29 protein-coding genes are annotated in these 24186 nt (G+C 72.2%); 15 read left to right on the top strand and 14 right to left on the bottom strand.

Annotated elements, in window-relative coordinates; genetic code table 11:
- Positions 1-48 precede the first annotated feature (48 nt).
- Both sigJ and OG753_RS22950 read left to right on the top strand, forming a co-directional pair.
- A complete protein-coding gene (gene sigJ / locus OG753_RS22955; protein WP_327263573.1) occupies positions 49-996 on the top strand; it encodes an RNA polymerase sigma factor SigJ in 948 nt (315 codons plus the stop codon).
- An 81-nt stretch (positions 997-1077) separates the two neighbouring features.
- Positions 1078-2268 carry an FAD-dependent oxidoreductase gene (locus OG753_RS22950; protein ID WP_327263572.1) on the top strand — a complete coding sequence of 397 codons (1191 nt, stop codon included), beginning with the start codon at positions 1078-1080 and terminating at the stop codon, positions 2266-2268.
- A 5-nt stretch (positions 2269-2273) separates the two neighbouring features.
- Here the strand turns inward: OG753_RS22950 and OG753_RS22945 are convergent, their stop codons facing one another.
- Positions 2274-2942 carry a TetR/AcrR family transcriptional regulator gene (locus tag OG753_RS22945; protein WP_405789913.1) on the bottom strand — a complete coding sequence of 223 codons (669 nt, stop codon included), beginning with the start codon at positions 2940-2942 and terminating at the stop codon, positions 2274-2276.
- A gap of 48 nt (positions 2943-2990) precedes the next feature.
- Between OG753_RS22945 and OG753_RS22940 the strand changes: the two genes are divergently transcribed.
- The 3 genes from OG753_RS22940 to OG753_RS22930 are packed head-to-tail and all read left to right on the top strand — an operon-like array spanning position 2991 to position 4388.
- A complete protein-coding gene (locus OG753_RS22940; RefSeq protein ID WP_405789911.1) occupies positions 2991-3839 on the top strand; it encodes an alpha/beta fold hydrolase in 849 nt (282 codons plus the stop codon).
- Positions 3836-4246 carry a hypothetical protein gene (locus OG753_RS22935; protein WP_405789909.1) on the top strand — a complete coding sequence of 137 codons (411 nt, stop codon included), beginning with the start codon at positions 3836-3838 and terminating at the stop codon, positions 4244-4246. The genes OG753_RS22940 and OG753_RS22935 overlap by 4 nt, the downstream gene beginning before the upstream one ends.
- Positions 4247-4253: 7 nt before the next feature.
- Positions 4254-4388, top strand: a complete 135-nt coding sequence (locus tag OG753_RS22930; RefSeq protein ID WP_327263568.1) for a hypothetical protein — start codon at positions 4254-4256, stop codon at positions 4386-4388.
- 62 nt (positions 4389-4450) lie between these two features.
- On the opposite strand, the gene OG753_RS22925 is transcribed toward OG753_RS22930, so the two are convergent.
- The 4 genes from OG753_RS22925 to OG753_RS22910 form a co-directional block, all read right to left on the bottom strand.
- A complete protein-coding gene (locus tag OG753_RS22925) occupies positions 4451-4927 on the bottom strand; it encodes a DUF1801 domain-containing protein (RefSeq protein ID WP_327263567.1) in 477 nt (158 codons plus the stop codon).
- A gap of 84 nt (positions 4928-5011) precedes the next feature.
- A complete protein-coding gene (locus OG753_RS22920) occupies positions 5012-5635 on the bottom strand; it encodes a glyoxalase (RefSeq protein WP_405789907.1) in 624 nt (207 codons plus the stop codon).
- Positions 5636-5640: 5 nt separating this feature from the next.
- Complete coding sequence (locus OG753_RS22915) at positions 5641-6069, bottom strand: helix-turn-helix transcriptional regulator (protein WP_401685133.1); 429 nt, start codon at positions 6067-6069, stop codon at positions 5641-5643.
- A 34-nt stretch (positions 6070-6103) separates the two neighbouring features.
- Positions 6104-6514: a VOC family protein gene (locus tag OG753_RS22910; protein ID WP_327263564.1), complete on the bottom strand. Its 411-nt coding sequence runs from the start codon at positions 6512-6514 to the stop codon at positions 6104-6106.
- A 402-nt stretch (positions 6515-6916) separates the two neighbouring features.
- On the opposite strand from OG753_RS22910, the gene OG753_RS22905 reads away from it, so the two are divergent.
- On the top strand, positions 6917-8809 hold the full coding sequence (locus OG753_RS22905; protein ID WP_405789905.1) for a galactose oxidase-like domain-containing protein: 1893 nt from the start codon (positions 6917-6919) through the stop codon (positions 8807-8809).
- A gap of 92 nt (positions 8810-8901) precedes the next feature.
- Here OG753_RS22905 and OG753_RS22900 read toward each other — a convergent pair whose 3' ends face one another.
- Entirely contained in the window at positions 8902-9372 is a 471-nt protein-coding gene (locus OG753_RS22900; RefSeq protein WP_327263562.1) for a MarR family winged helix-turn-helix transcriptional regulator, read from the bottom strand.
- A gap of 100 nt (positions 9373-9472) precedes the next feature.
- On the opposite strand from OG753_RS22900, the gene OG753_RS22895 reads away from it, so the two are divergent.
- Positions 9473-10315, top strand: coding sequence for an NAD(P)H-binding protein (locus OG753_RS22895; protein WP_327263561.1), 843 nt, complete (start codon positions 9473-9475; stop codon positions 10313-10315).
- A gap of 35 nt (positions 10316-10350) precedes the next feature.
- Entirely contained in the window at positions 10351-10800 is a 450-nt protein-coding gene (locus tag OG753_RS22890) for a MarR family winged helix-turn-helix transcriptional regulator (protein ID WP_405789902.1), read from the top strand.
- Positions 10801-10827: 27 nt separating this feature from the next.
- On the opposite strand, the gene OG753_RS22885 is transcribed toward OG753_RS22890, so the two are convergent.
- The 3 genes from OG753_RS22885 to OG753_RS22875 form a co-directional block, all read right to left on the bottom strand.
- A complete protein-coding gene (locus OG753_RS22885) occupies positions 10828-12309 on the bottom strand; it encodes an MFS transporter (RefSeq protein WP_405789900.1) in 1482 nt (493 codons plus the stop codon).
- 111 nt (positions 12310-12420) lie between these two features.
- Positions 12421-12906: a MarR family winged helix-turn-helix transcriptional regulator gene (locus OG753_RS22880; RefSeq protein ID WP_405789898.1), complete on the bottom strand. Its 486-nt coding sequence runs from the start codon at positions 12904-12906 to the stop codon at positions 12421-12423.
- Positions 12907-12976: 70 nt separating this feature from the next.
- Positions 12977-13366, bottom strand: coding sequence for an SHOCT domain-containing protein (locus OG753_RS22875; protein ID WP_327263557.1), 390 nt, complete (start codon positions 13364-13366; stop codon positions 12977-12979).
- Between the two features lie 113 nt (positions 13367-13479).
- Between OG753_RS22875 and OG753_RS22870 the strand changes: the two genes are divergently transcribed.
- Both OG753_RS22870 and OG753_RS22865 read left to right on the top strand, forming a co-directional pair.
- Positions 13480-14028: an ion channel gene (locus OG753_RS22870; RefSeq protein WP_327263556.1), complete on the top strand. Its 549-nt coding sequence runs from the start codon at positions 13480-13482 to the stop codon at positions 14026-14028.
- Between the two features lie 55 nt (positions 14029-14083).
- Complete coding sequence (locus OG753_RS22865; RefSeq protein ID WP_405789896.1) at positions 14084-15460, top strand: chloride channel protein; 1377 nt, start codon at positions 14084-14086, stop codon at positions 15458-15460.
- Positions 15461-15675: 215 nt separating this feature from the next.
- Here the strand turns inward: OG753_RS22865 and OG753_RS22860 are convergent, their stop codons facing one another.
- Both OG753_RS22860 and OG753_RS22855 read right to left on the bottom strand, forming a co-directional pair.
- Complete coding sequence (locus tag OG753_RS22860) at positions 15676-17046, bottom strand: FAD-binding oxidoreductase (protein ID WP_327263554.1); 1371 nt, start codon at positions 17044-17046, stop codon at positions 15676-15678.
- Positions 17047-17090: 44 nt separating this feature from the next.
- The gene (locus OG753_RS22855; protein ID WP_327263553.1) at positions 17091-17336 is read right to left on the bottom strand and encodes a hypothetical protein; all 246 of its coding nucleotides are present in this window, start codon (positions 17334-17336) and stop codon (positions 17091-17093) included.
- Between the two features lie 239 nt (positions 17337-17575).
- Here OG753_RS22855 and OG753_RS22850 point away from each other — a divergent pair, with 239 nt between their 5' ends.
- A complete protein-coding gene (locus tag OG753_RS22850) occupies positions 17576-18316 on the top strand; it encodes a protein phosphatase 2C domain-containing protein (RefSeq protein WP_327263552.1) in 741 nt (246 codons plus the stop codon).
- Positions 18317-18372: 56 nt separating this feature from the next.
- Here the strand turns inward: OG753_RS22850 and OG753_RS22845 are convergent, their stop codons facing one another.
- On the bottom strand, positions 18373-19143 hold the full coding sequence (locus OG753_RS22845) for a transposase (protein WP_405787225.1): 771 nt from the start codon (positions 19141-19143) through the stop codon (positions 18373-18375).
- Positions 19144-19464: 321 nt separating this feature from the next.
- Positions 19465-19830, bottom strand: coding sequence for an isomerase (locus OG753_RS22840; protein ID WP_327263551.1), 366 nt, complete (start codon positions 19828-19830; stop codon positions 19465-19467).
- Positions 19831-20304: 474 nt separating this feature from the next.
- Between OG753_RS22840 and OG753_RS22835 the strand changes: the two genes are divergently transcribed.
- Both OG753_RS22835 and OG753_RS22830 read left to right on the top strand, forming a co-directional pair.
- Entirely contained in the window at positions 20305-20508 is a 204-nt protein-coding gene (locus OG753_RS22835; protein ID WP_030011983.1) for a cold-shock protein, read from the top strand.
- 163 nt (positions 20509-20671) lie between these two features.
- Positions 20672-21043 (top strand): hypothetical protein, encoded by a 372-nt coding sequence (locus OG753_RS22830; RefSeq protein ID WP_401277709.1) that lies wholly within the window; start codon positions 20672-20674, stop codon positions 21041-21043.
- A 459-nt stretch (positions 21044-21502) separates the two neighbouring features.
- On the opposite strand, the gene OG753_RS22825 is transcribed toward OG753_RS22830, so the two are convergent.
- Positions 21503-22552: an alpha/beta hydrolase family protein gene (locus tag OG753_RS22825; RefSeq protein ID WP_405789893.1), complete on the bottom strand. Its 1050-nt coding sequence runs from the start codon at positions 22550-22552 to the stop codon at positions 21503-21505.
- 93 nt (positions 22553-22645) lie between these two features.
- On the opposite strand from OG753_RS22825, the gene OG753_RS22820 reads away from it, so the two are divergent.
- On the top strand, positions 22646-23263 hold the full coding sequence (locus OG753_RS22820; protein ID WP_405789891.1) for a GNAT family N-acetyltransferase: 618 nt from the start codon (positions 22646-22648) through the stop codon (positions 23261-23263).
- Positions 23260-24123 (top strand): PaaX family transcriptional regulator C-terminal domain-containing protein, encoded by an 864-nt coding sequence (locus tag OG753_RS22815; protein ID WP_405789889.1) that lies wholly within the window; start codon positions 23260-23262, stop codon positions 24121-24123. Before OG753_RS22820 ends, OG753_RS22815 begins: the two co-directional genes overlap by 4 nt.
- Positions 24124-24186: the final 63 nt, after the last annotated feature.

The following is a 24186-nucleotide window of genomic DNA, read 5'->3' as shown; positions in this document are numbered from 1 at the left end:
GTCACGGAACCTGTGGACGCGCCCGCACACATGGCCGATCATGACGGGATGTCACTGCGTACGCACGAGGCCGACGTGTTCGAGGGTTCCAGGGGCCGCCTGGAGGCGATCGCCTATCGGCTGCTGGGGTCGGCCGGTGACGCCGAGGACGCAGTGCAGGAGACGTTCCTGCGCTGGCACGCGGCGGACCGGGAGCTGATCGAGACGCCTGAGGCCTGGCTGACGAAGGTGCTCACCAACCTCTGCCTCAACCAGCTCACCTCGGCACGGGTCAGGCGGGAGACCTACGTGGGGCAGTGGCTCCCGGAGCCGGTCCTGGCCGGAGACCGGATGCTCGGTCCGGCCGACACGGCCGAGCAGCGCGAGTCGGTGTCCCTCGCGGTGCTCACCCTCATGGAGCGGCTGTCGCCCAACGAGCGCGTGGTGTACGTACTGCGCGAGGCGTTCGGGTACGCGCACCGCGAGATCGGCGAGATCCTCGACCTCACCGAGGCGAACTGCCAGCAGATCTACCGGCGCGCCAAGCAGCACCTCGCCAGTGACCGGGCCCGCACCGAGATCGATGCGGCCGCTGCGCGGAAGGTCGTCGAGGAGTTCCTCGCCGCGGCGCTCAGCGGCGACACCGAGCCGCTGATCCGGCTGCTCACCGAGGACGCGGTCACGGTGGCCGACGGCGGTGCCCGGGTTCCGGCCCGCAGGACCCCGGTCATCGGTGCGCTCGGCATCGCGCGGTACCTGCGGGGTCTGTTCCGGCCGGGTCTGGCCAAGCGGGCCCATGCGGGAGGCGGTGCCATCGTTGCCCATGCCGCCGTCGTGAACGGCGGTCCCGCCGCTCTGATCACGGCCGGCGAGCGGATTCTGGGCGTCATCTCCCTCGCGCCCACGCCCGAGGGCGTCGGCGCGATCCAGATCCAGGTCAACCCCGACAAGCTGGAACGCATCACGCGCCAGTGGGCGGCTGCCGGCCCCCATCACCCCCTCACCCAGGTGATGTGACCCACGTCACTTTCGAAAGATGTCAGGGATCGCGCGGCTGTCCGGTTCAGGAGGTGAGTCCAACCGGATAGGGAGCCAGCCATGAAGCACCGCATTGTCGTCCTCGGAGCCGGGTACGCCGGAGCCATCGCCGCCGGTCGCCTCGCCAAGCGGCTGCACCGCGACGACGTCGAGATCACCGTGGTCAACGGCGACCCCGAGTTCGTCGAGAGGGTCCGTCTGCACCAGCTCGCGAGCGGCCAGGACCTGCCGCCGCGCCGGCTGCGCGACATCTACGCGGGCACCGGCGTGCAGTTCCGGGCGGCGCGGGTCACCGCCGTCGACGTGGACCGCAAGAACGTCGATCTCGCCGACGAGCACGGCGCCGGGACCCTCGGCTACGACACCCTCGTGTACGCCCTGGGGAGCACCGCCACCGACCACGGCGTCCCCGGCGTCGCCGAGCACGCCCACGACGTCGCCGGGAAGCAGGGCGCACTGCGGCTGCGGGCGCGGCTGGCCGAGCTGGCGCCGGGCGGGACCGTACTGATCGCCGGCGGCGGGCTGACCGGCATCGAAGCGGCCACCGAGATCGCCGAGGCGCGCCCGGACCTCGAGGTCGCCATCGCCGCCCGCGGCGGCGTCGGCGACTGGCTCAGCGACAAGGCCCGGCGCCACCTGCGCGGCGCCTTCGAACGGCTCGGCATCACGGTCCACGAGCAGGCCGACATCACGTGCGTCGGAGCGAACGGCGCGGTCACCGCTGCGGGCGGGGAGATCCCGGCCCAGGTGACCGTGTGGACCGCCGGCTTCGCCGTGCACCCGATCGCGGCAGCCACCACGCTGGAGGTCTCCGACACCGGACGGATCGTCGTCGACGCCACCATGCGTTCGGTGTCCCACCCCGACGTGTACGCAGTCGGCGACGCCGCGCTCGCCGAGGGCGCGGGCAACAAGGCGCTGCGGATGTCCTGCGCCACGGCGACCCCGATGGCGTGGCAGGCCGCGGACGCGCTCGCCGCGCGGCTGACCGGCCGGAAGGTCCCCGAGACCACGATCGGCTACAACGCGCAGTGCATCAGCCTCGGACGCCGCGACGGGATCCTCCAGAAGGTGACCCCCGACGACCGGGTCAAGCCCACGGCCGTCACGGGCCGGGCCGGTGCCCGCCTCAAGGAGCTCATCTGCTCGGGCGCGGCCTGGAGCGTCTCCCACCCGACCCTGATGCTGCCGAGCCGCCGCCACCGCATCGTGACGACCGCCGAAGCCCGGCCCCGGCCCGTCGCCCGGTGAAGCGGTCACGCGCCGGCGGGGGAACCGGGCGTGTCGGGGGTGTCGGGGAGCGTGGATCGGGCCGCTCGGACGATGGCGGTCGCGGCGCGGGACGCGGCCAGGACCGGGGCGGTGCTGCGCGCGGCGCGGCCGAGCATGAAGGCGCCCTCCAGCAGGGCGATCACCGAGCTCGCGGTCTCGTGCGCGGCGGGCTCGGTGAGGCCTCCGGCGGCGTAGAAGGCGGCGAGGCCGTCCGTCCAGCTCGCGAACACCTCGGCGGTGGCCAGGCGCAGCGGTTCGTGGGTACTGGCCACCTCCAGCGCGACGGTGGCGATGGGGCACGGGTCGGCGAAGTCGAGCTCCTGGAGGGTCTGCGCCGCGGCAGTGAACGCGTCGCCCGTGACGGCGGCCATGTCCCGGGCACCGTCACGGCCTCCGTCCGGGGATGCGTCCGGGGCCCCGTCGGGGGAGGCGAAGAGTTCGGCGATCAGCGCGAGGTAGGCCGCGCCGGACGTACGGATCACCTCCTCGCCCAGCTGCGATTTGCCGCCGGGGAAGAAGTGGTAGGCCGAGCCGTACGGCGCGTCGGCGGCCGCGACGATCTGCTTCATGCCCGTCGCCGCATAGCCCTGGCGCCGGAACAGCTCGGTCGCGGCCGTGACGATGCGCTGCCTGGTGTCGCCCGTGGTCCTCACGCTCGCTAGTCTCTCACTAGATCGGTCTATCTAGTCGGAGGTAGCACCTTGTCCGAGATCGAGCTGAGCGCAGGCGTCATCGACTACACGGACACGGGCGGCGACGGCGAGGCCGTGGTGCTCGTCCACGGGCTCGGGTTCGACGGGTCGGTCTGGGACGCGGTGGTGCGGGAGCTGCGCGGGGACTTCCGCGTGGTGGTGCCCGTACTGCCGATCGGCAGCCACCGCAGGCCGATGCGGCCGGACGCGGACCTTTCGGCGCAGGGGGTCGCCGCGGTACTGGCCGAGTTCCTGGAGCGCCTCGGCCTGCACGGTGTCACCCTGGTCCAGAACGACGCGGGCACCGCCCAGCTCCTGGTGGGGGTGCGCGACGAACGCATCGGCCGCCTCGTCCTCACCTCGTGCGAGGCGCTGGAGAACTACCCGCCGGGTGTCCAGGGCAGGACGCTGCACGCGGCGAGCCGGATCCCGGGCGGCCTGTTCCTGCTGCTGCAGTCCTTCCGCGTCCCCTTCCTCGTTCGGATGCGGAGCTCGCTGGGCGGGATGGCGGCGCGGCCGATCCCGTACGCGCTCGTGCGGCGCTGGTACCGGCCCCTGCTCACCCACCGCGCGATCCGCCGGGACCTCGCCAAGTTCTGCCGCAGCACCGAGAAGGACACCTACCTGCGGGCCGCGGAGAGGCTCACGGGCTTCGACCGGCCCGCGCTGGTCGCCTGGGGAGCCGAGGACCGCATGATGCCGCCGGCGACGGGCCGCCGGCTCGCCGGGCTGCTGCCGCGGGGGCGGTACGTGGAGATCCCCGGGGCGGGCACCCTCGTCCAGCTGGACAACCCCGGCGCCCTCTGCGCGGAGCTGCGCCGCTTCATCGGGGAGAACCCCACGGAGGCCGCCAAGTGACCCCACCCGAAAAGGCCGTTGCGGTCACCTGGACCCCGGGCGACACCACGGTCCGATGGAGCGGCCCCGCCGGGGACGTCGAGAAGGCGTACGAGCTGCCGCCGCAGGACGTCCTGGCGTGGCGGGAGCGGGGCGAGACGCTGGTGCTGGTGGTCGAAGCGCTGGACCCCACGCCCTTCACCCGGTCGGACAACGCGGTGGTGCACCGCGCCGACGGCTCGGAGCTGTACCGGCTGCGGCCGCCCGGCGACCTGCTGCGGGACCCGAACGACGTGCACGGCTTCCACCTCGCCCTTTTGCAGGACGAGCGGCCGTTGCTGATCGTCGTCACGCGCAACGCGGGGGACTTCCAGGGCCGGATCGACCTGGACACCGGCGAGATCGTGGAGATCAACACCTGGCGCTGAGGTGCGGATGTGCGCGCCGCCCGATTTCGCCGAGCTGGTCGAGGGCGCCGGCACGGACGGGCCGACGGTGGCCGCCCGGTTGCTGCCCGACGCCGCCGGCGCCGCCGGAGCGGGCCGGGAGGCGCGGCCCGAGCCCGCGTGAGATCCGCCCACCGTGACCCCCGGGCTGCCGTGCCGGAGCCCGCGGCCGGGTGGCCCGGCGGATCAGCCGGCGGCCCGCTCGACGAGCGCGGCGATCAGTGTCTCGTCGGCCGGGGTCAGCTTCGTCAGGGCGTACGAGGTCGGCCACATCGTGCCCTCGTCCAGGTTCGCCGGGTCGCTGAAGCCGAGGGTGGCGTACCGGCTCTTGAACTTCTGCGCGCTCTGGAAGAAGCAGAGGACCTTGCCGGCCTTGGCGTACGCGGGCATCCCGTACCAGAGCTTCGGGGAGAGGTCCGGGGCGGCGGCCCTGATGATGGCGTGGAGCCGTGCCGCGAGGACGCGGTCCGCGTCCTCCATCTCGGCGATCTTCGCGAGGACCTCGGCCTCCGGGTCGGGCTTGGCGGCACGTGATCCGCGGCGCCCGGCGGCCCTCAGCTCCTTGGCACGCTCCTTGATCGCGTCCCGTTCCTCGTCCGTGAAACCGTCGGCCTGCTCCTCGACCGCGCCGGTGTCCCCCGTCGACGTCTGCGTGCCCTTCATGTGCGCGTTCCTCTCTCGCGAAGCTCGATGGCCGATGGCCGATGGCCGATGGCCGATGCTCGATCGGGTGGTGCGGGTCGGGGATCAGGCGGTGGGAGCCGGTACCGCGGCCTCCCAGGCGAAGCCGTCCGGGTCGGTGAAGGTCCCGCCGGTGCCGCCGATCACGAGCCGGTGGGAGCCGGAGCCGTCGATCGGGACGCCGACGTCCTTGGCCAGGGCGCGGCGCCCGTACAGCGCCAGCTTGAAGGGGCTCGACGGGGTGGCGAACTCGACGTACTTGCTGCCGAAGCTCTTGGCCACGGCGAGGCCGTGGCCGACGTAGAACTGCTTGCTGGCGGACACGTCGGCCGCCCCCAGCAGGAGCACGACGTCGTCGATCCGCCCGGTGGCCGGACCGCTGTCCCGCTTCGCGGACGTCGCGAGCTTCCAGATCGTCCCGTCCGGGGCCCGCACGATCGCGGCGTAGCCCCAGAACGACTTCGAGGCGGACTTCAGGGTGGTGGCCCCGGCGGCGACAGCGGCGCCGGCGAGGGCGTCCACATCGGCCGGCCGGGGGACGGTGAGCGAGAGCGCGAACCCGCGGAATCCGGTCGTCGGTGCTTCCGAGGCCCTGAGGCGGACCTGCACGTCGGGAGCGAAGGCGGTGTAGAAGCGGTGGGCGGCCGTGGTGTCGGCCACCTCAAGGGTGAAGGTCTCGGTGGAGGTCATGAACATCACGCTAGTTGTGGGGCCGGGGCGGATGCTTCTCGAATCCTGACCGGTTCGGCCGGCCGCCGGGCGGTGCGCGCGTAGGCGTCCGGAGCCGTGCCGGTCAGCTCGGTGAAACGGGTGCCGAAGATGCCCGGGGTCGCACAGCCGACGGCGCGGCCGACCTCGGTGACGGTGAGGTCGCCGCCCCGCAGCAGGGCCGTCGCGCGCTCGATGCGGCGCGCCGTCAGATAGGCGTACGGGGACGCGCCGTAGGCGAGCCGGAACTGGCGGCCGAGGTGCCCCGCCGCCATGTCCGCGGCGCGCGCGAGCTCCTCGACGTCGAGCGGACGCGCGTACTCCCGGTCGAGCCGGTCCCGGACGCGGCGCAGCCGCGCCAGGTCCAGCAGGTGTGCGGCCTCGATCCGTGCGCGTCTCCACGCGGGATGACACATGGATGGACCCCCTTCGTCGATGTGCGCGAACGGTTCAGCGGAGTTCTTGGATGCGGATGAGGTTGCCCGCGGGGTCGCGGAAGGCGCAGTCGCGGACGCCGTACGGCTGCTCGGTCGGCTCCTGGACGACCTCGGCGTCGCCTGCCTGGACCTTCTCGAAGACGCTGTCGAGGTTCTTGGTGGCGAGGAGGATCCAGCCGTAGGTGCCCTTCGCCATCATCTCGGCGATGGTGCGGCGCTCGGCCTCGGTGACCCCGGGGTCGACGGCGGGCGGCGCGAGGAGGATGCCCGTGCCGGGCTGGCCGGCGGGGCCGACCGTGATCCAGCGCATCTTGCCCTGGCCGACGTCGCTGCGGACCTCGAAGCCGAGGACGTCGCGGTAGAAGGCCACGGCGGCGTCCGGGTCGTCGTGCGGGAGGGTGCTCAGGTGAATGCTGATGTCCATGGGCGAACGGTAACTGCGCCTGTACGCAGGGCGCTTCTCGAATCCTGACCGATTCGGCCCCGTTGCCCCGGCCCCGGCCCGGCCCCGCCCGTGGACCGGCAACGGACCGGCCGCGGACCGGACCGGACCGCGTCGCGCCCGACGCCCGCCCCCGAGGAGGTGCCCCGGCCTCTTGATCACTAGGGGCTGCGGCCGGGCGGGGGACTGAGGATCGGGCTGCGGGGCGCTGTCGGCGCAGCTCAGGGCGATGTCTTCACCCGGCCGGCCCGAAGCCCGAATGATCTTCCCGATGTGCGGCGCCCGACGCGTCGGCATAGGTCTGTGCTCGTAGACGTCGCAGGCGTCCTGTGCCCCCGTACGTCCGGGGCACCCGCCGCTCCAGCACCTCTGGTGAGGAGTCACATGTCACGCATCAAGCGCCGGTCAGCGCACCGGGCCGCTCAACGGGCCGCTCAACGGGCCGCGCACCAGGCCGCTCAACGGGCCGCAGGCCGGGCCACCCACCGGGCCGCGCTCTCCGTCCTCGCGGCCGCCGCCGCCCTGGTCACCGCATTCCCCGCCGTCCCCGCGGCCGCGCACGACGGCTCGGCCCGCCCCGAGGAAAGAGCCGCCCTCGGCGCCGAACACGCCCAGGAGCATACGAAGGTCCGCGAACAGCTCCTCAAGCTGGGCGGGTACTCCCAGCTCGCCCGCATCGACAGCCTGAACTCACTGACCCGCTCCCAGGCGGACGTCAACGCACGCTTCCACCCCAAGGCGTTCGGGCAGTTCGCCGAGTACTTCCAGTCCCCCGACTTCGCCGCCCACGTCGCCATGCTCCCGACGGGCAAGGTGCTGCTCTTCTCCTTCGAACGCATGGAGAGCGACCCCACCGAGGAGCCCGCGCCCACCAACACCACCGGCGCGGCCAACGCCGGCCGCGCCTTCCTGTGGGACCCGCGCCGCGGAACCGGCCCGGACGCCTTCAAGAAGGTCACCCCGCCCGAGCTGGTCGTGCCGGACGGCACGGGCGTGAAGCGCCCTGCGCCCTTCTTCTGCGCCGGACACGCCTTCCTGCCCAACGGCATGGTCGGCGTCTTCGGCGGCAACCTCGGCTACGGGGGCGGCGCCGGCGCCAAGCTGTCGCTGGTCTTCGACCCGTGGACCGAGGGCTGGTCCGTGAACAAGGACATGGAGGTCGGCCGCTGGTACCCCTCCGTGGCCACCGCCCCCGACGGCCGCCTGCTGATCATGTCCGGCCACACCGACCAGGGCTGGGGCACCTCCACCTCCGTCATCGAGCGCTTCCCGGCCAAGAGCCACCCCGTCCCCTTCGAGAAGACGGTGATCCCGAGGGACGTCCCGACCGACACCCTGCGCGTGGACGCGCCGTTCGGCGCCGACAGCGACTACCCGCACCTGTTCACCCTGCGCGACGGCAAGGTGTACGGGCTGGGCCGCCACGCCACCCGCCAGTGGGCCTTCGACCCGGTCGCGGAGACCCGTACGGACCTGCCCGCGCGCCCCGACGGCGTCCACCGCGGCTACGGCTCCGCCGTGCCGCTGCCCGCGGGACTGCGCGGCCCCGACTCCGTCCTGGTCCTCGGCGGCGACCGGGACGACCCCAACACCTACCGGCTCACGAGCGGCGGCGGCTGGGAGAAGCAGCAGCCCCGCGCCTTCGGCCGTACGCAGGACGACACGCTGCTGCTCCCCGACGCGAGCCTGCTGACCGTCAACGGCGCCTACGGCATCCGGGACTACGGCAACGGCGACTACAACCCCAAGTCCGATCTGAAGTACCGGCAGATCGAGACCCGCAACGCGCTGGGCGAGTGGAAGCTGGGCCCGGCGCAGCGGCTGCCGCGCGGCTACCACTCCAACGCCGTCGTCCTCCCGGACGGCCGGGTCATGGTGACCGGTGACGAGCTGCAGCAGCTCGCCAACGACCCGAAGATCGACGACGACATGAACGGCAGCATCGAGATCTTCGAGCCGTCCTACCTGCACCGGGGAAACCGCCCGGTGCTGGACTACGCCCCTGAGGGACCGCTGCGGTACGACGCCGCCTTCACGGTGGGGACCTCCACGCCCGACCGGGTCAAGAAGGCCGTCCTGCTGGCCCCGACCACCGCGACGCACTCGCTCAACACCAGCCAGCGCCACCTGGAGCTGGGCATCGTGCACCGCAAGGGGAACATCCTGCGCCTGCAGGCACCGCCCTCGGCCAATGACGTCCCGCCCGGCTACTACATGCTCTTCCTGCTGGACGAGTACGGGGTGCCGAGCGCGGCCAAGTGGGTCTCCTTCAGGTAACCGCCAAACGCACCACAGCCCCGCATCGCAGCCCCGGGCCGACGGCCCGGGGCTGCGCTGTGCCCGCGCTCCTGGGCCGCGGAGCGCGGCCGTCAGCGGTGGCGCAGCGCGTTCTGGGCGTCGACGTACTTGAGCATGAGGCGGGCGAAGTCGATGCGTTCGCGCTCGGTCCAGTCGGCCGTCACGTACTCGAAGGCCGCGCGCTGGTGCCGCCGGAAGCGGTCCATCATGTCCCGGCCCTCGGGGCTGAGGTGAAGGATCGTGCGGCGGCCGTCCTGCTGGGAGGCGGCGCGGACGAGGTATCCGGCCGAGATGCTGTCGGACACCATGCGGCTGGCGACCGAGGGGTCGACGGCCAGGTACTCGGCGACGGCGCCGACGGTGATCTCGCGGCCGTCGCCCTGTTCGGCCTCCAGGACGATGTTGAGGACCAGGGTGCGGCTCAGGTCCTTCTGGGAGATCGGGTTCTCGACCTCCAGGAGCGAGGAGCGCCGCAGCTTCCCGAAGGCCGGGCCCACGGCGTCCAGCAGTTCCTCGTCGGTCGCCGGCTCGTGCTTCGTCATGCCCCTCATCGTACATACGTGAGTCTCTGCAGGCATGTGTTGACATGAAAACGTGTGCATGTAAGCATGCATATGCGCCCACGAACGAATGGAGTTTCTCGTGACCGTCCTCATCACCGGCGCCCGTGGCACGGTCGGCCGCGCGGTCCTCGACCGTCTGCACTCCGCCGGCCTGCCCGTCCGCGCCGCCAGCGCCCGCCCCGCCGAACTGACCGTCCCGGCGGGGGTCGAGACCGTCGAGCTCGTCCTCGACCGGCCGGAAACCTTCGCCGCCGCGCTCCGCGGGATCCGCCAGGTGTTCCTCTACCCCCAGCCCGCCGGCATCCACGACCTGGTCAAGGCCGCCGAGGCCGCCGGGGTCGAGCACGTCGTCCTGCTGTCCTCGGCGTCGGTGCTCGCCCCCGGCGCCGAGAGCGACCCGCTCGCGCGCCACAGCCTCCAGGTCGAGCGCGCCCTCGCCGGCTCCGGTCTCACCTGCACCTTCCTGCGTCCCGACGCCTTCGCCAGCAACTCACTGGGCTGGGCCCGGACCATCGGCCGGTCGGCGGCGGTCCCGCTCGCCTACCCGGACGCGCAGATCGCGCCCATCCATCCCGAGGACATCGCCGACATCGCAGTGGAGGCCCTGACCGGCGGCTCCCTCACCGGCCGCTCGCTCACCCTGACCGGCCCCGAATCGCTCACCTTCCGCGCGCAGCTGGCCGCCCTCTCGCAGGCCCTCGACCGCCCGGTCCCGGTCGAGCACATCACCCGCGCCGAGGCGGAACAGCAGATGGGCCGTCACATGCCGGCCCCGATGGTCTCCTCGCTGCTCGACCTGTGGGAGGCCGCCGACCACGGACCCGCGCCCCTCGGCGACACCACCGAGACCCTCCTCGGCGTACCCGCCCGCACCTACCGGCAGTGGGCCCGCGAGAACGCGGACGCCTTCACCGGCCACTGACCCGCCGACCGGCGGCCCCCCAGAAGGAGCAGGACATGAAGCAGGACACGAAACGGGACGTGGAGCGGGACGTGAAGCCCATCGGCTACTGGCTGAACCGCACGGACCGGGCCCTGACCGCATCCATGGACTCCGCGCTCGCCGCGTTCGGTCTCACCCGGCTCGGCTGGCAGGTCCTCAACGCCGTCCGGGACGACGCGCGAGCCACCGACGCCGGCCTTGCGACCGCCCTGGCCGTCGGCGACGGCACCTCGGCCCTGTCCGCCACCGTCGCGGCGCTCCTCGCCGACGGCCGGCTGACCCGCCCCCGGCCGGACCGCCTCGCCCTGACCGACGACGGCCGCGCCCTCCTCGCCGAGGCCGCGCGCCGGATGGGCGCCTTCCGCGAGCGGTCGGCGCGGGGGATCACGCGCGAGGAGTACCTCACCGCCGTCTCGGTCCTGGAGCGCATGACCCACAACGTGGAGGCGGGACCGGAGCGGTGATCCGCCCCGGCCCCTACGGCCCCGGTGTCACAGGCCCGCGAGCTGCGTCCCTCGCCCGGCCGTGACCGGCCGCGAGGAGCCCTTCGGGCCGCGCAGGATCGTGAGGGCGATGGCCAGAGCGGCCAGGATCAGGGCGGCCCCGACCGCGAAGGCCAGGTGGTATCCGCCGGTCAGGGCCTCGGGGACGGGACGGCCGGACGCGGTGAGGGACTCGGTGCGGGCGGCGGCCAGGGTGGAGAGGACCGCGATGCCCAGCGCCATGCCGATCTGCTGGGTGGTGTTGAAGAGGCCGGAGGCCAGGCCCGCGTCGGCTTCCTTCGCACCGGACATGCCCAGCGATGTCAGGGCGGGGAGCGCGAGGCCGAACCCGGCGGCGAGGAGCATCACCGGGAGCAGGTCCGTGAGGTAGTCGGCCTGGTCGGCCCGTCCGGGTACGCGGGTCAGCAGGCCGAGTACGCCGACCAGCAGGACCAGACCGGCCAGCAGCACCCTGCGCTCGCCGAAGCGGGAGTTCAGCCGGGCCGAGACCGTGAGGGACACCAGTCCGATAACGGCGGCGGCCGGCAGCATCGCGAGACCGGTCGCGGAGGCGGAGTACCCGAGCACGTTCTGCATGTAGAGCGCGACGAGTATCTGGAAGGAGAACAGAGCGGCGACCATCAGCATCTGGACCAGGTTGGCGCCGAGGACGCTGCGGGAGCGGAAGATCCGCAGCGGCATGAGCGGATTGCGTGCGGTGGCCTGGCGGACGAGGAACCCGGCGAGCAGGGCGAGCGCGAGGGCGCCGAGGCCGAGGGTGCGGGCCGAACCGGCCCCGTATGTCTCGATCTTGACGACCGTGTAGATCCCGAGCATCAGGCCCGACGTGACGAGCAGCGCGCCGAGGGCGTCCGCGCCCGCCGTAAGGCCCAGCCCGCGGTCGCCCGGCAGGGCCGGGAGGGCGATGAGGAACACCGCGATGCCGATGGGCAGATTGATGAAGAAGATCCAGTTCCAGGTCAGCGCGTCGGTGAGGACACCGCCGAGGACCTGTCCGAGGGAGGCTCCGGCCGCGCCGGTGAAGCTGAAGACCCCGATGGCGCCGGCCCGTTCGCGCGGTTCGGTGAAGAGCGTGACGAGGATCCCGAGACTGACGGCGGAGGCCATCGCGCTGCCGGCGCCCTGCAGGAAACGGGCCGCTATCAGCATCTCGGGCGAGGTGGCGAAGCCGGCCAGCAGCGAGGAGGCGGTGAACACCGCGGTCCCCGCGAGGAACATCCGCTTGCGGCCGATCAGGTCACCGAGGCGGCCGGCGAGCAGGAGCAGCGAGCCGAAGGCGATGAGGTAGGCGTTGACGACCCAGCTGAGCCCGACCGGAGTGAATCCGAGGTCGCCCTGGATGGCGGGCATCGCGACGGTCACGATGCTGCCGTCGAGGACCGTCATCAGCATCCCGGTGGCCAGGACGCCCAGGGCCGGCCGGCGGGAGCGCGAGAGAGAGGGGGAAGGGGGCGGGGCGGTGGTGGGCACGGCGATCTCTCCTGTCGTCGGGAGGCAACAAGAGAGACCGTAACAGATAGTTCCGTTGCAGACTATCTTTTACGGATCCAAGCTGGGCGGGCGCTTCACGAGCACCCTCGACTACCCTTTCTGACGGGCCCGCCGGGCCGGACGCGCACCTTCGACCGGCGTCTCCAGATGCCCCGTGACCAGCCGGTTCAACGCCCGGAGCAACATCTCGCGCTCGTCCTCGGGCAGGGCGCCGAGGGCACCCTCGTGAACCCGGTCGACGATCTTCTGGCTCTCCTTCGCGACCTTCGCCCCCTCCTCGGTCACGGCGATGACCCGCGCCCGCCGGTCGGTACTGGAAGGCCGGCGCTCGGCCAGACCGGCCTTCTCCAGCGCGTCGACGGTCACCACCATCGTGGTCTTGTCCATGTCGCCGATCTCGGCGAGCTGCGCCTGGGTGCGCTCCCCCTCCAGGGCGTGGACCAGGACGCAGTGCATCCGCGGGGTGAGCCCGATCTCGCCGAGCCGCGCGCTCATCTGCGTCCGCAGCACGTGACTGGTGTGGTCCAGGAGGAAGGACAGGTCCGGTTCGGTGCGCGTGGGTGCCATGGCCGTCATGCCTGCCAGGGTAACCAGGATCGATCCGTCGCGGATTATCGGCAACCGGACCACTCGCGCGCCCCGGGCGTCAGGCCAGGATCTTGGCCTTGGCCCGGTCGAATTCCTCCTGGGTGATGTCGCCCTTGTCCTTGAGCGCGGAGAGTTTGTGCAGCTCGTCCGCCGAGCCGCCGCCGCTCCCGGCCGTCCTCTGCACGTAGGAACGGAAGGCCGCCTGCTGCTCCTCGGCCTGCTTCCGGTCCCGTTCGTGCATGCTGTGCCCGCGGACGATCAGGTACACGAAGATGCCGAGGAACGGCAGCACCAGCACCAGGATGAGCCAGCCCGTCTTCCCCCAGCCGCCAAGGGTGTGGTCACGGAAGATGTCCGTGATGACCTTGAAGAGGAGGAAGAACCACATGACCCACAGGAAGAACCACATCATCGTCCAGAAGAAATTGAGAAGCGGGTAATCGTCCATGCCCGACTCCGATCATGCGCGTGGTCCTTCATTCATACAGGCGGCCCCGGCGGTCCGCATGCGGAGGACCGGCTCCGGTCGCGCGACGGACTCCGGGCCGTTCTCCTGAAGGCATGGAACGCAACGCAGCCGATCAGCGCCGGCGCGTCCTGCTGGGCCACCTGCTGCGCTCGGTGCTCTCGGTCGCGCTCCTCACGGGGCTCTACTACGTGGCGCCCCTGGAGGGCGGGTTCGGTATCACCACCGTCATGACGCTCGTGCTCGGCCTCGTGGTCTTCGGGCTGCTGACGGCCTGGCAGATCGCCGCCGTCGCCCACGCGCAGTTCCCGCGGATGCGCGCACTGGAGGCGCTGGCCACCGGTGTACCGCTGTTCCTGGTGCTGTTCTCCGCGACGTACTACCTGCTCGCCGCACAGGACCCCACCTCCTTCTCGGAGCCGCTGACCCGCACGGACGCCCTCTACTTCACGATCACCACCTTCGCCACCGTGGGATTCGGGGACATCGTCCCCACCACCGAGGGCGGCCGGGTGCTGGTCACCTTCCAGATGGTCGCCGACCTGATCCTCATCGGAGTGATCGCCAAAGCGCTCGTCGGCGCGGTCAAAATCGGCATCCACAGGCGCAGTTCGCCGCCCCCCGGCCCGGACGACGAGCCCTGAGCGGCGAAGTGCGCCCCCGAGGTGGACCATCGAGGAAGCGGAAAGGAAGTGAGCCATGCCGCAGTCGCGCCCTCGATCCGAACCGCCCCCCGGCGGAACGCAGCCGCAGGAGGCCGACGTCCTCAGGCAGACCCTCCGCAGCCCCGGCTACCTCAAGCTGCTGATCTTCTGCGGGCTCATCAGCATCCCGGTGTCCCTCGCGTCGTTCTGGTTCCTCGCGGCGCTGCACAAGATGGAACACCTGATGTGGACGGACCTCCCCGAGGCCCTGGGCTGGGACGCCCCGCCGTGGTGGTGGCCGCTCCCCCTGCTGCTCGTCGCCGGCATCGTGGTCGGCCTGGTCGTCCCGCACATGCGCGGCAACGGCGGTCACCTCCCCGCGGCCGGCCTGCAGACCGGCGGGGCCTCGGCCTCCTACCTTCCCGGCGTCGTGATCGCGGCCGTGGCCAGTCTGCCGCTCGGCGCGGTGCTGGGCCCGGAGGCCCCGCTGATCGCCCTCGGCGGCGGGCTGGCCCTGCTGTTCCGCAACCTCTCGCAGGCGCCCGTGACCCCGCAGGGCACCGCCCTCGTGGGCGCGGCCGGCGCCGCCGCGGCCATCGCCACGATCTTCGGGAATCCGCTGATCGCCGCGGTGCTGCTGATCGAGGTGGCGGGCGTGGGCGGGCCGCAGCTGTTCGCGGTGATGCTGCCGTCTCTGCTGTCCGCCGGGGTCGGCGACCTGGTGTTCACGGGTCTCGGCCGCTGGACCGGGCTGCCGGTCGGCAGCCTGAAGCTCGATCTGGGCGTCCCCGTGCCCCACCTGGACGTGCCCGACGTGCTCTGGGCGGTGGCCATCGCCGCGGCCCTCGCGCTCGCCCTGCACCCCATACTGACCGGGGCCCGCCTGATCGCCGCGTACGTGCTCGAGCGGCCCCTCCTGCGCACCGTCCAGTGCGCCCTGGCCGCCGCGGCCTGCGCCAGCCTCTACGCGCTCATCACCGGGCTCTCGCCCGCCGATGTCACCGGGTCGGGGCAGGCGGCCATCGGCAAGCTGGCCGCCGACCCGCACTCCTGGGGCGTGGGCGCGCTGATCGGCATCCTCCTCTTCAAGGGCGCCGCTTACGCCATCTGCCTCGGCAGCCTGCGCGGTGGCCCCGTCTTCCCGGCGCTCTGCCTCGGCGCCGTCGCGGGAGTCCTGCTCGGGCCGCTGCCCGGTCTCGGCATCGTGCCGGCGATGGGGGCGGGAATGGCGGCGACCGCCGCCAGCGCGCTGCGGCTGCCGGTGAGCAGCGTGGTGATGGTCGTCCTGATGCTCGGCGGCACCGCGATGATCCCGGTCGTGATCATCTCGGCCGTGGTCGCCTTCGTCGTCACCGAGCTGCTGCCCGTGGGGCCCCCGATCCCCGAGCTGCCCCCCGTACCGGCCACGGCCGCGGCGCCCGCGGCGAAGTAGTCGACGGCCCCGGCCGACACGCAGGACCCCGCCCGGCTTCCCGGGCGGGGTCCTCCCGTACGCGGGTGCGGGAGCGACCGGCAGATCGGCCGGTCAGCACCGCAGCAGGTGGCGCAGCCGCACGACGGACACCGCACCGTCGCGCGCGCACGCGTACGGGGTGGGTCCGCCGACGGGCAGACCCACCCCACAGGTACAACAGGCCGGCGCGCTCCCTACGGCCGGATGTTCTGGTTCAGGTGGAACAGGTTCTCCGGGTCGTAGGCGCGCTTCACCGCCACCAACCGGTCGTAGTTGCCCTTGTAGTTGGCCCGGATCCGGTCCTGGTCGTCATCGGCCATGAAGTTGATGTAGCCGCCCTCCTCGGAGTGCGGGGCGGTCGCCTCGTAGTAGTCGCGCACCCAGGCCGTACCCGCCTCGTTGGTGTCCGGGTCGGGCCACATCCCGGCTATCACCGTGGCGAACGAGGCGTCGCGGTACGCGAAGGACGTCGCGTCCGGTGCGACGCGGTGACAGGCGCCGTTGATCGGGTAGATGTGGACCGTCGAGTTCACGGCGGGCAGGCCCGGCGCGTGCCGCACGTGCGCCTCGATCGCGGCGTCGCTGAGCTCGGACACGAAGTTGGCCTTCCAGTAGTGCTGGAGACCGGGCGGCACGAGCGCGTCGAAGGCGCTGTTGAGCGCCGGGTACGGCATCGGGCCCACGTGCTCGGCGACCACCGGCGCGAAGTCGTGGAAGGCGCGCAGGGCGCGCTCCCCCTCGTCGAGCGGCCCCGACCAGCACGCCACGATCAGCGCGAACGTGTCGCCGTGCCGGTCAGCCGGGATGAACGGGAGCGGCGGGGCGATCTGGAAGGCCGGGAACCCGCCGAGTTCCTCCGGCGCACCGGCGATGTGGTCGGCGAAGGAGCGCAGCACGGTGGGGGCGTCCTCCAGCTCGAAGAGCATCGGCCCGCCGTAGATGTCCTTGACGGGGCTCAGCCGGTACTCGAAGGAGGTCACCGCGCCGAAGTTGCCCCCGCCGCCGCGCAGCGCCCAGAAGAGGTCCGCGTTCTCCTCCTCGCTCGCCACGACGAGCCGGCCGTCCGCGGTCACCACATCGGCCGACACCAGGTTGTCGCAGCTCAGACCGAGCCCGCGGGCCAGATAGCCGATGCCGCCGCCGAGGGTGAGCCCGCCGATGCCGGTGGTGGAGATGATCCCGCCGGTCGTGGCCAGTCCGAAGGGGTACGTGGCCGCGTTGAAGTCGCCCCAGGTCGCTCCGCCCTCCGCGCGGGCGGTTCGCCCCGCGGCGTCGACGCGGACGCCCCGCATCCCGGACAGGTCGGCCACCACGCCGCCGTCGCAGGTGCCGAAGCCGGGCACGCTGTGCCCGCCGCCCCGCACCGCGAGGTCGAGCCCGTTCTCGCGGGCGAAGTCGACCGCGGCCATGACGTCGCCGGCGTTGGCGCAGTGCACGACGGCGGCCGGTCTCCGGTCGATCATGGCGTTGTGGACCTTGCGCGCCTCGTCGTAGGACTCGTCGTCCGGGGTGACGACCGCCCCGCGTACCCGTTCCCGCAATTGGTCGATCGAGAGCTTGCCCATGGCCATCGCTCCTCGTGCATCACGTCGTTCCGCGCTGCGTCGCGCTACGGCAGCAGGTGACTGAAACCCACCTCGAAGTGTTCGACCGAGACGATCCGCTGGCCCTCGCGCTGCGCGGTCTCCTCACGGATCCGGGCGGCCTGCTCCTCGCTGTCCCTCATGGTCCGTTCGTCGTCCCACAGGGTCAGCGACTTGGCCACGCCCGTGGCCCGGTCGACGAGGTAATAGACCCCCCGGAAGCCGGGAACGTCCTGGACCTGCCTGACAATCGCCTCCGAATTCGCGCTCACGTCTCCCTCCGCGGGGACCGGTGATCCCTGGTAGGTGCTCAGCCTCGCGAACATCTGCGGCAGTCCTTCCTCGCAGGGCCGCCGGTCGGGGAACAGGCGGCTCCACGACAAGGGTGCTCCGGCGCGCCGCAGCCCGCATGCCGGAGCGGCGCGACAATGGTGGGGAAGGGCGCGTGCGCCCTTGCTCTGCCGTAGCTGCAGCCGTAGCCGTAGCCATTGCCGAGAGGCGGGACGTCGAGGTGCCGTACATAGCTGTGACCGCCCTGAGTCATGTCGGGCTGGTGCGCGAGCACAACGAGGACAGCCTCGTCATCGGGCCGTGGACCCTGTGCGGGACCGTGACCCAGAATCCCCAGACACTGGTCTTCCCCTTCGGCAGACCGCTCGTCGTCGCCGTCGCGGACGGTCTCGGCGGCCAGCCGGCCGGCGAGGTGGCCAGCGAACTGGTGGTACGCCAGCTCTCCTCGCTCGGGTCCACGCTCGACGGCCCGGAGGCCGTCGGTGACGCGCTGAACCTCTGCAATCGCGCCGTGTACTCGGCCACCGAGGGGCGGCCGGAACTGGCCACCATGGGGACCACGGTCGCCGGGGCCCTGGTCCTGGCGGATTCGCTGCTGGCGTTCAACGTCGGCGACAGCAAGGTGTTCCACGCGGCGCAGGACGGACTGCTCCAGGTCAGCGTGGACGACAGCCCGCCGCCGCTGCCCGGGCACCGCACCACCTCCGCGGTCACCCAGGTCCTCGGCGGCAGCCGCCGATACGACGAGATCACCCCCCACGTCGCGGCCTTCCCGGTGACCGAGGGCGATCGCTACCTGGTGTGCAGCGACGGGCTGACCGACCCGGTGACGAACGAGGAGATCGAGGCGCTGCTGCGGGTGCACGACGACGGCCGGGCCGCCTTCGAGCTGTGGAAGGCCGCCATCGACGCCGGCGGCCCCGACAACATCACGCTGGCACTGCTGCGCATCGGCGCCTAAAGGGTGTTGCAGAAGGTCCGTCGCGGGCATGCCGGTGTGCTGTCTGGCCTGCTGTTTCACCGTGTCATGGCGAGGTTGTGCATGGTGGCGACGGCCTGGACGGCGTGGTGGAGGCCGTCTCCTTTCTGGCGACAGTCGCGGAGGATCTTCCAGTTCTTCATGCGGGCGAAGGTGTGCTCGACGCGGGCTCGGACCCGCCGGTGTTCGGCGTTGTCCTCTTCCTGGCCGCGCAGGAGGGGACGTCCGGCTCTTCTGCGGTGCGGGACGATCAGGCCGGTGCCGAGGTAGGCGCCGTCCGCGATGACCGTTGCCCCGGCCGCCGCGGCCGGCAGGTCCGACTCCCGCCAGACGTGGGCGTCGGCCTTGTTCCCCGGTGCCGGGCGTGCGCTCGCGACGACCAGGCGGCTGTCCGCGTCGATGATGACCTGCACGTTCGCCGAGAATCGGTAGTTCCTCGACGAAGCGCCAACCGTTCGGTCGCGGACGGGGATGAGGGTTCCGTCCACGATCCACAACCGTTCCACGTCGGCGACGGGCCGCGGCGCCGGTTCCAGCGCCAGCAGTGGCCGCAGGCGCTGGATGACCCGGCAGACAGTAGCCGGGGAGATCCCGAAGAGCGGAGCGAGCTGCCGCATCGTGAGGTTCGTCCGGTAGTACACCGCTACCAGCAGCACTCGGTCCGCCAGCGGCAGGCACCACGGACGGCCACCGCCGGGACCGTTTCCGCCCCGCTCCCGCACCACCTTCACCAGCTTCGCAAACCGCTCGATCCGCAAGCCCGTGAACGTCTCCACCCACACCGGCTCAGCCCTCAACACCCCACCCATACAGGCGAAATACCCCGAACCGAGCCTTCTGCAACACCCTTTAAGGGCTGTCCCGTAATCCGCGGTGGGTCAGCGCACGGCGTCAGATGCGGTGCATCGCAAGGCGGAGGGTCGTACTTATACCGGGCGTATTCGGGCGATCCGACAACGCAGCGAGGTGCCGTAGCTGGCGTCGTGCGCCCGCCGGGGATTGCGGGACAGCCCTTAGGCCGTCTCTTTCGGATCTTGCTCCCCCAGCGTCCGCTGGGAGGTGCCCCCGGGCCCGCGCTGCCCGGCAAGATCCGAAAGAGACGGCCTGGAGGGTCAGGGGCCGGGGCCGTGTCAGGGCGTCGTCGCGCTCTTGGTGTAGAAGTCGCCGAGGTCCCGCACGTCCACGGAGGCGTTGACGACGAGGCCGGCGGCCTTCGACGTGTGGCGCTCGACGAGCTCCAGCACCGACCGGGTCAGGCGCGACTTGGTCTGGGGCGTGCGACCCCTGGCGATGGCCAGCTCGACGTGGATGACCACCGACCGGCCGTCGGTGCCCTCCCCGACGACGGACTCCTCCAGGCGGTGGAAACGCGTCTTGCAGTTGCCGATCGCGGTGTCGAGGATCTCGGCGGCCAGCGCGTGCAGTTCGAGCGCGAACGCCCGCCGGTCGAAGGCGCCGGTCAGCGAGTCCGAGTAGTCGACGACTGCGTGGGGCACGGGGTACTCCCTGCTCTGCCGGATACGGGGCAACGGGCCCCGGTCCCCCGCCCGTTGGCGGGGGCACTGCGACGGTATCCGAGCCGCCCCCGACGACGTCGGCCACTCGCCGGACCCCGTCGGCCGGTCGTGAGCCGTCACGGCCGCCGTCCCGTGCCGGCGGGCATGCTCCCACGGAATAACCCCGGGCGTTCATATGATTTCCGGGTCCGGAAATCACCTGCTGCGCGTCCGGAATTACCGATCGGACGCGCGGAGATTTCCGCTGCCAACGGTACCTGCTGTGCTACGGTGACGTCCGTTGCAGTTGTGGTTCCCAAAAACTTACAAGTGCTCTCACCGGATTTTCCGGTGGGTGCACTTTTTATTTCCGGTGCATGCAGTGAAATCTACTCGTTCCGGTCGGGGCAATCATCACGGCGACACCGGGCCCGCACAGTGCGGATCCGGGCACTGCCCCAAAGGAGAATTCATATGGCATCTGGCACCGTGAAGTGGTTCAACGCGGAAAAGGGCTTCGGCTTCATCGAGCAGGAGGGTGGCGGCGCCGACGTCTTCGCCCACTACTCGAACATCGCCTCTTCCGGCTTCCGTGAGCTTCAGGAAGGCCAGAAGGTTACTTTCGACGTCACGCAGGGCCAGAAGGGCCCGCAGGCCGAGAACATCGTTCCCGCCTGACGCTGACGTCTGATGCCCGGCCTCCGCGCCGGCACGCAGACGCGGCCGAGGTCCGCACCCTGGGGTGCGGGCCTCGGCCGTCCGCATGTCCCGGACGGCACGGGAGCAGCCGCTCCCCCGAAGCCCGGCCGGTACGCGAGCACGCTTGCTAGAGTCCGTGCCCATGTCGATCCCTGACGACCTGCTCCTCGATCTCGCCACCATGGTCGAGTCGGAGCAGACCAATCAGATGTCCCTGACCGTCGTGGTTCACGGCGCCGTCATCACAGGCCGCCTCGCCCCCGAGAGCGTCTGGCGTCAGCGGGTGGCCGAGGTCCTGCGGGACTCCGACCAGCTGGGCCCGTTCGCCGAGATCTTCAGCTCTCCCGACCGGGGCGACAGACAGCAGGCCGGGGCGCCCTCGCACCTGCATTTCCATGTCGCACGCATCCTCCAGGGCACCCTGGGCATCCCCGAGACAGGCGGAATGTACCGAATCGCGGTCAAGGACGTCAGCGCCTGGACTGTCGGAGACTTCAGCTACTCCGACAAATAGCCCCTTTCCCCGCCGCGCCGGCGCGCACACCCACGCACGCACCCGTCCGGGCCCTGCACTCCGCAGGACGGCCCCCGCATTTCGCCCGGGGGCCGTCCCCGATATCGACATGGCGATATCGCCCGCCCGCGCCCCGCAATGACGCCATGCGGATCCCGATGCTGGGGGCCCTGGACGTACGGGGCGAGGACGGAAGCGGCGTCGGAGTCGGGGGGCCGGGACCGCGAGGGCGCGGCACGGCTCCTGCGCACGGCCCTGGAGCTGTGGCGCGGCCCTGCCCTGCTGGACGTCGCGGCCGCCTCCCTGGCCGTGCGCGGCGGCCCGGATCACTCGCGCGCCGACGCGGCCCGTGTGGAGGCCGCGCCGCGCTCGGCGACGCGTACGAGGAGTGCTTCACCGCAGCGGTACGGGACGGGGACGGCCCGGTGGGGCTGGAGACCGTACGGGAACTCGCGCGGGTCACGCTGGCCGGCTGAGGTCGCGCAGGAAGCGCTGCTGGTCGGCGAGGAGGCCGGGCGGGAAGAGGGAACGCGGGGCGAACACGGCCGTCAGGGTCAGCCGCCGGGAGGAGCGCTCGACCTCGGTGCGCAGCAGGGCGTGGGTCGCTCCCGGATAACGCCGGACCGTGAGGGTGCCGGGCGCGAGGACGCTCCGGTACACGGCCTCGGTCTCGGCTCCGTCCACGTTCAGGTCATCGGCGCCGGAGATCAGCAGCACCGGGACGGGCGGCATCGCGGCCAGGTCGGCGGTCGCGTCCGCGGTGTGGTTGCGGCTGATGAACGTCCAGCGCTCCCGGGTCAATTCCGGGTCGGCGCCCGGACTCGCGCGGTACTCCTCGTACGCCGCCCCGCGCCGCAGCAGCGCGAGGGTGGCCTCCCGGGTGCGCAGGGCGGCCGCCGTGCGGTCGGCGCCCGCCCCGGACGCGCGGAGCTCGGCCCTCAGGTTGTACTCCCCCTGGCGCACCCAGTTCACGGCGGTGCCGACCGCGATGACGAAGCGCACTCCGGGGGCGGGGGCCCCGGCCACCACCTTGGGCATGACCCAGCCGGCCTGGCTGGCGCCCCACAGGCCGATGCGGGCGGGGTCGATATCGGGCCGGGTGCGGGCCGCCCAGGCGATGGCGTCGGTGGTCTCGCGCGCCCGGTCGTCCATGGTCCGGCCGAGCCAGTCGGCGGGCTTGTCGAGGGAGAGCGAGGCGTAACCGGCGCGGGCGAAGGCCTCCCAGTAGGGGCGGTAGAAGCCGTCGTGGGTGGCGTCGACCTCGCCGTCGCCGTGCACGAGGACGACGAGCGGGAAGGGGCCGGGGCCCTTGCCGGTGGGTGTGGCGAGCACGCCGGGGAGGTCGTGGCCGCCGGCGGGGACGGTGACGCGCTCCTCGTGGATCTCGTAGTCGTGCTGCCACAGGACGATGCCGGCGAGGAGGAGTGCGGTGGTGAGGGTCAGGAGCAGGCCGGTCAGGAGGGCCCGGCGGCCCCGGCGGGCCCTTCCGGGTGTGCGGGTCTCGGTCATCTGCGGCTCCGGGTTCTTCGCTCGGGATTCACACACTTATTCGCTCACATCAAAAACGATCGTATCTGCAATGAACGTATTAAGCTTGCGCGTATGACGACGGAGAGCGTGGAGGTACGGCGCGGGCTGCCCGAGGGGGCCGCCGCGCGCGTCGCAGAGCTGTACTGGGAAGCCTTCGCGGGAAAGCTGGGCCTCGCGCTCGGCCCCCCGGCGGCCGGCCGGCGGTTCATCGCCGGGCACCTGCACGCGGACCGGGCCGTGACCGCACTGTCGGGCGGCGCCGGCGACGGGGACGGCCGCGTGGTGGGCGTGGCGGGCTACCAGCTGGCCGGACGCGGCCTGGTCGGCGGCGACGCGGCCGCGGTCAGGGCGCAGTACGGGCACGTCCGGGGCCTGTACCGGGTGTTCCTGCTGGCCCTGCTGGAGCGCACCCCGGCCCGCGGCGAGCTGGTCATGGACGGCATCGCCGTGGCGGCAGCCGAGCGGGGCCGGGGCATCGGCGGACTGCTCCTGCACGAGATCGAGGCGATCGCCGCGGAGCAGGGGTGCCGGCGGATCCGGCTGGACGTGGTCGCGGAGAACCCGCGGGCCCGGGCCCTGTACGAGCGGCACGGCTTCCGGGAGGTACGGGTGCGGCGCACGCCCTGGCTGCGGGACGTGCTGGGATTCGGGGGCGTGACGACGATGCACAAGGAGGTGGCGGCGCGATGAGCGGGATCCCCACGCGGATGGTGGTGCACGCGCTGGTCCGGGAGGACGGGACGGTCGCGGGCGGCGAGCTGTACGAGGTCGCCGCCCTGCTCGGCATGACCGACCAGCAGGTGCGGCTGTGCGTGAAGCGGCTGGTGGCCGAGGGCCGGTTCACGGTGGAGGGGCGCGGCCGGCGCGCCGTCCTGCAGCTGACGGGGCCCGGGCCGGGACTGCCGCTCGTCCCGGAGGTGGAGTTCGTCCGGCACGCGTACCGGCAGGACCGGGGTCTGGAGCCGTGGGACGGGGTCTGGCACGCCTTCGCCTTCGCCGTACCGGAATCGGCGCGGTCCGCGCGGGACTCCCTGCGGGACGCGCTGACCGGGCTGGGAGCGGCGCCGGTCCAGGGCGGGCTGTACGTGACGCCGAACGCGATCGGTCCGTACGTACGGGCGCATGCGCAGGAGCTGGGCCTGCCGGAGGCGCTGAGCTGCCTGAGCACCCGGGACCTGACGGTGGGCGGCACCTCGGACCCGCGGACCCTGGCGGAGCGGCTGTGGCCGCTGCCGGAGATCGCGGCGCGGTACGAGGGGCTGCGGGCGCTCGCGGAGCGGCCCGTCGGGGCGGAGGCGGCCGGCCCCTCGGAGGCCGACGGCGCGGCGGCCGACGGCGCCGTCGCGGGGCTGGCGCACGCCGTCGCGCTGGCCGCGGCCTTCTCCGAGGCGATGCTCCCCGACCCGCTGCTGCCGCCGGAGCTGCTGCCGCAGCCGTGGCCGGGGACGACGGCCCGGGCGGCGGCGTCCGAGGCCTGGGCCCGGCTGGAGGCCGCCGCCCCGGCCCCCGGGCCCCGGCTGTTCCGGCTGTACCGCGAGGCCCTGGCCTGACCCCGGGCGGCGGACGCGGCGGGGCGACCCCCGCCGCGTCCACATCATGGACAACTACGCTCG

Origin of the sequence: Streptomyces sp. NBC_00029 (assembly GCF_045160505.1) — a bacterium.
GTDB lineage: Bacteria > Actinomycetota > Actinomycetes > Streptomycetales > Streptomycetaceae > Streptomyces.
The sequence above is the reverse complement of the archived record's forward strand: the minus strand, read 5'-3'. Positions and strand labels throughout refer to the sequence as shown.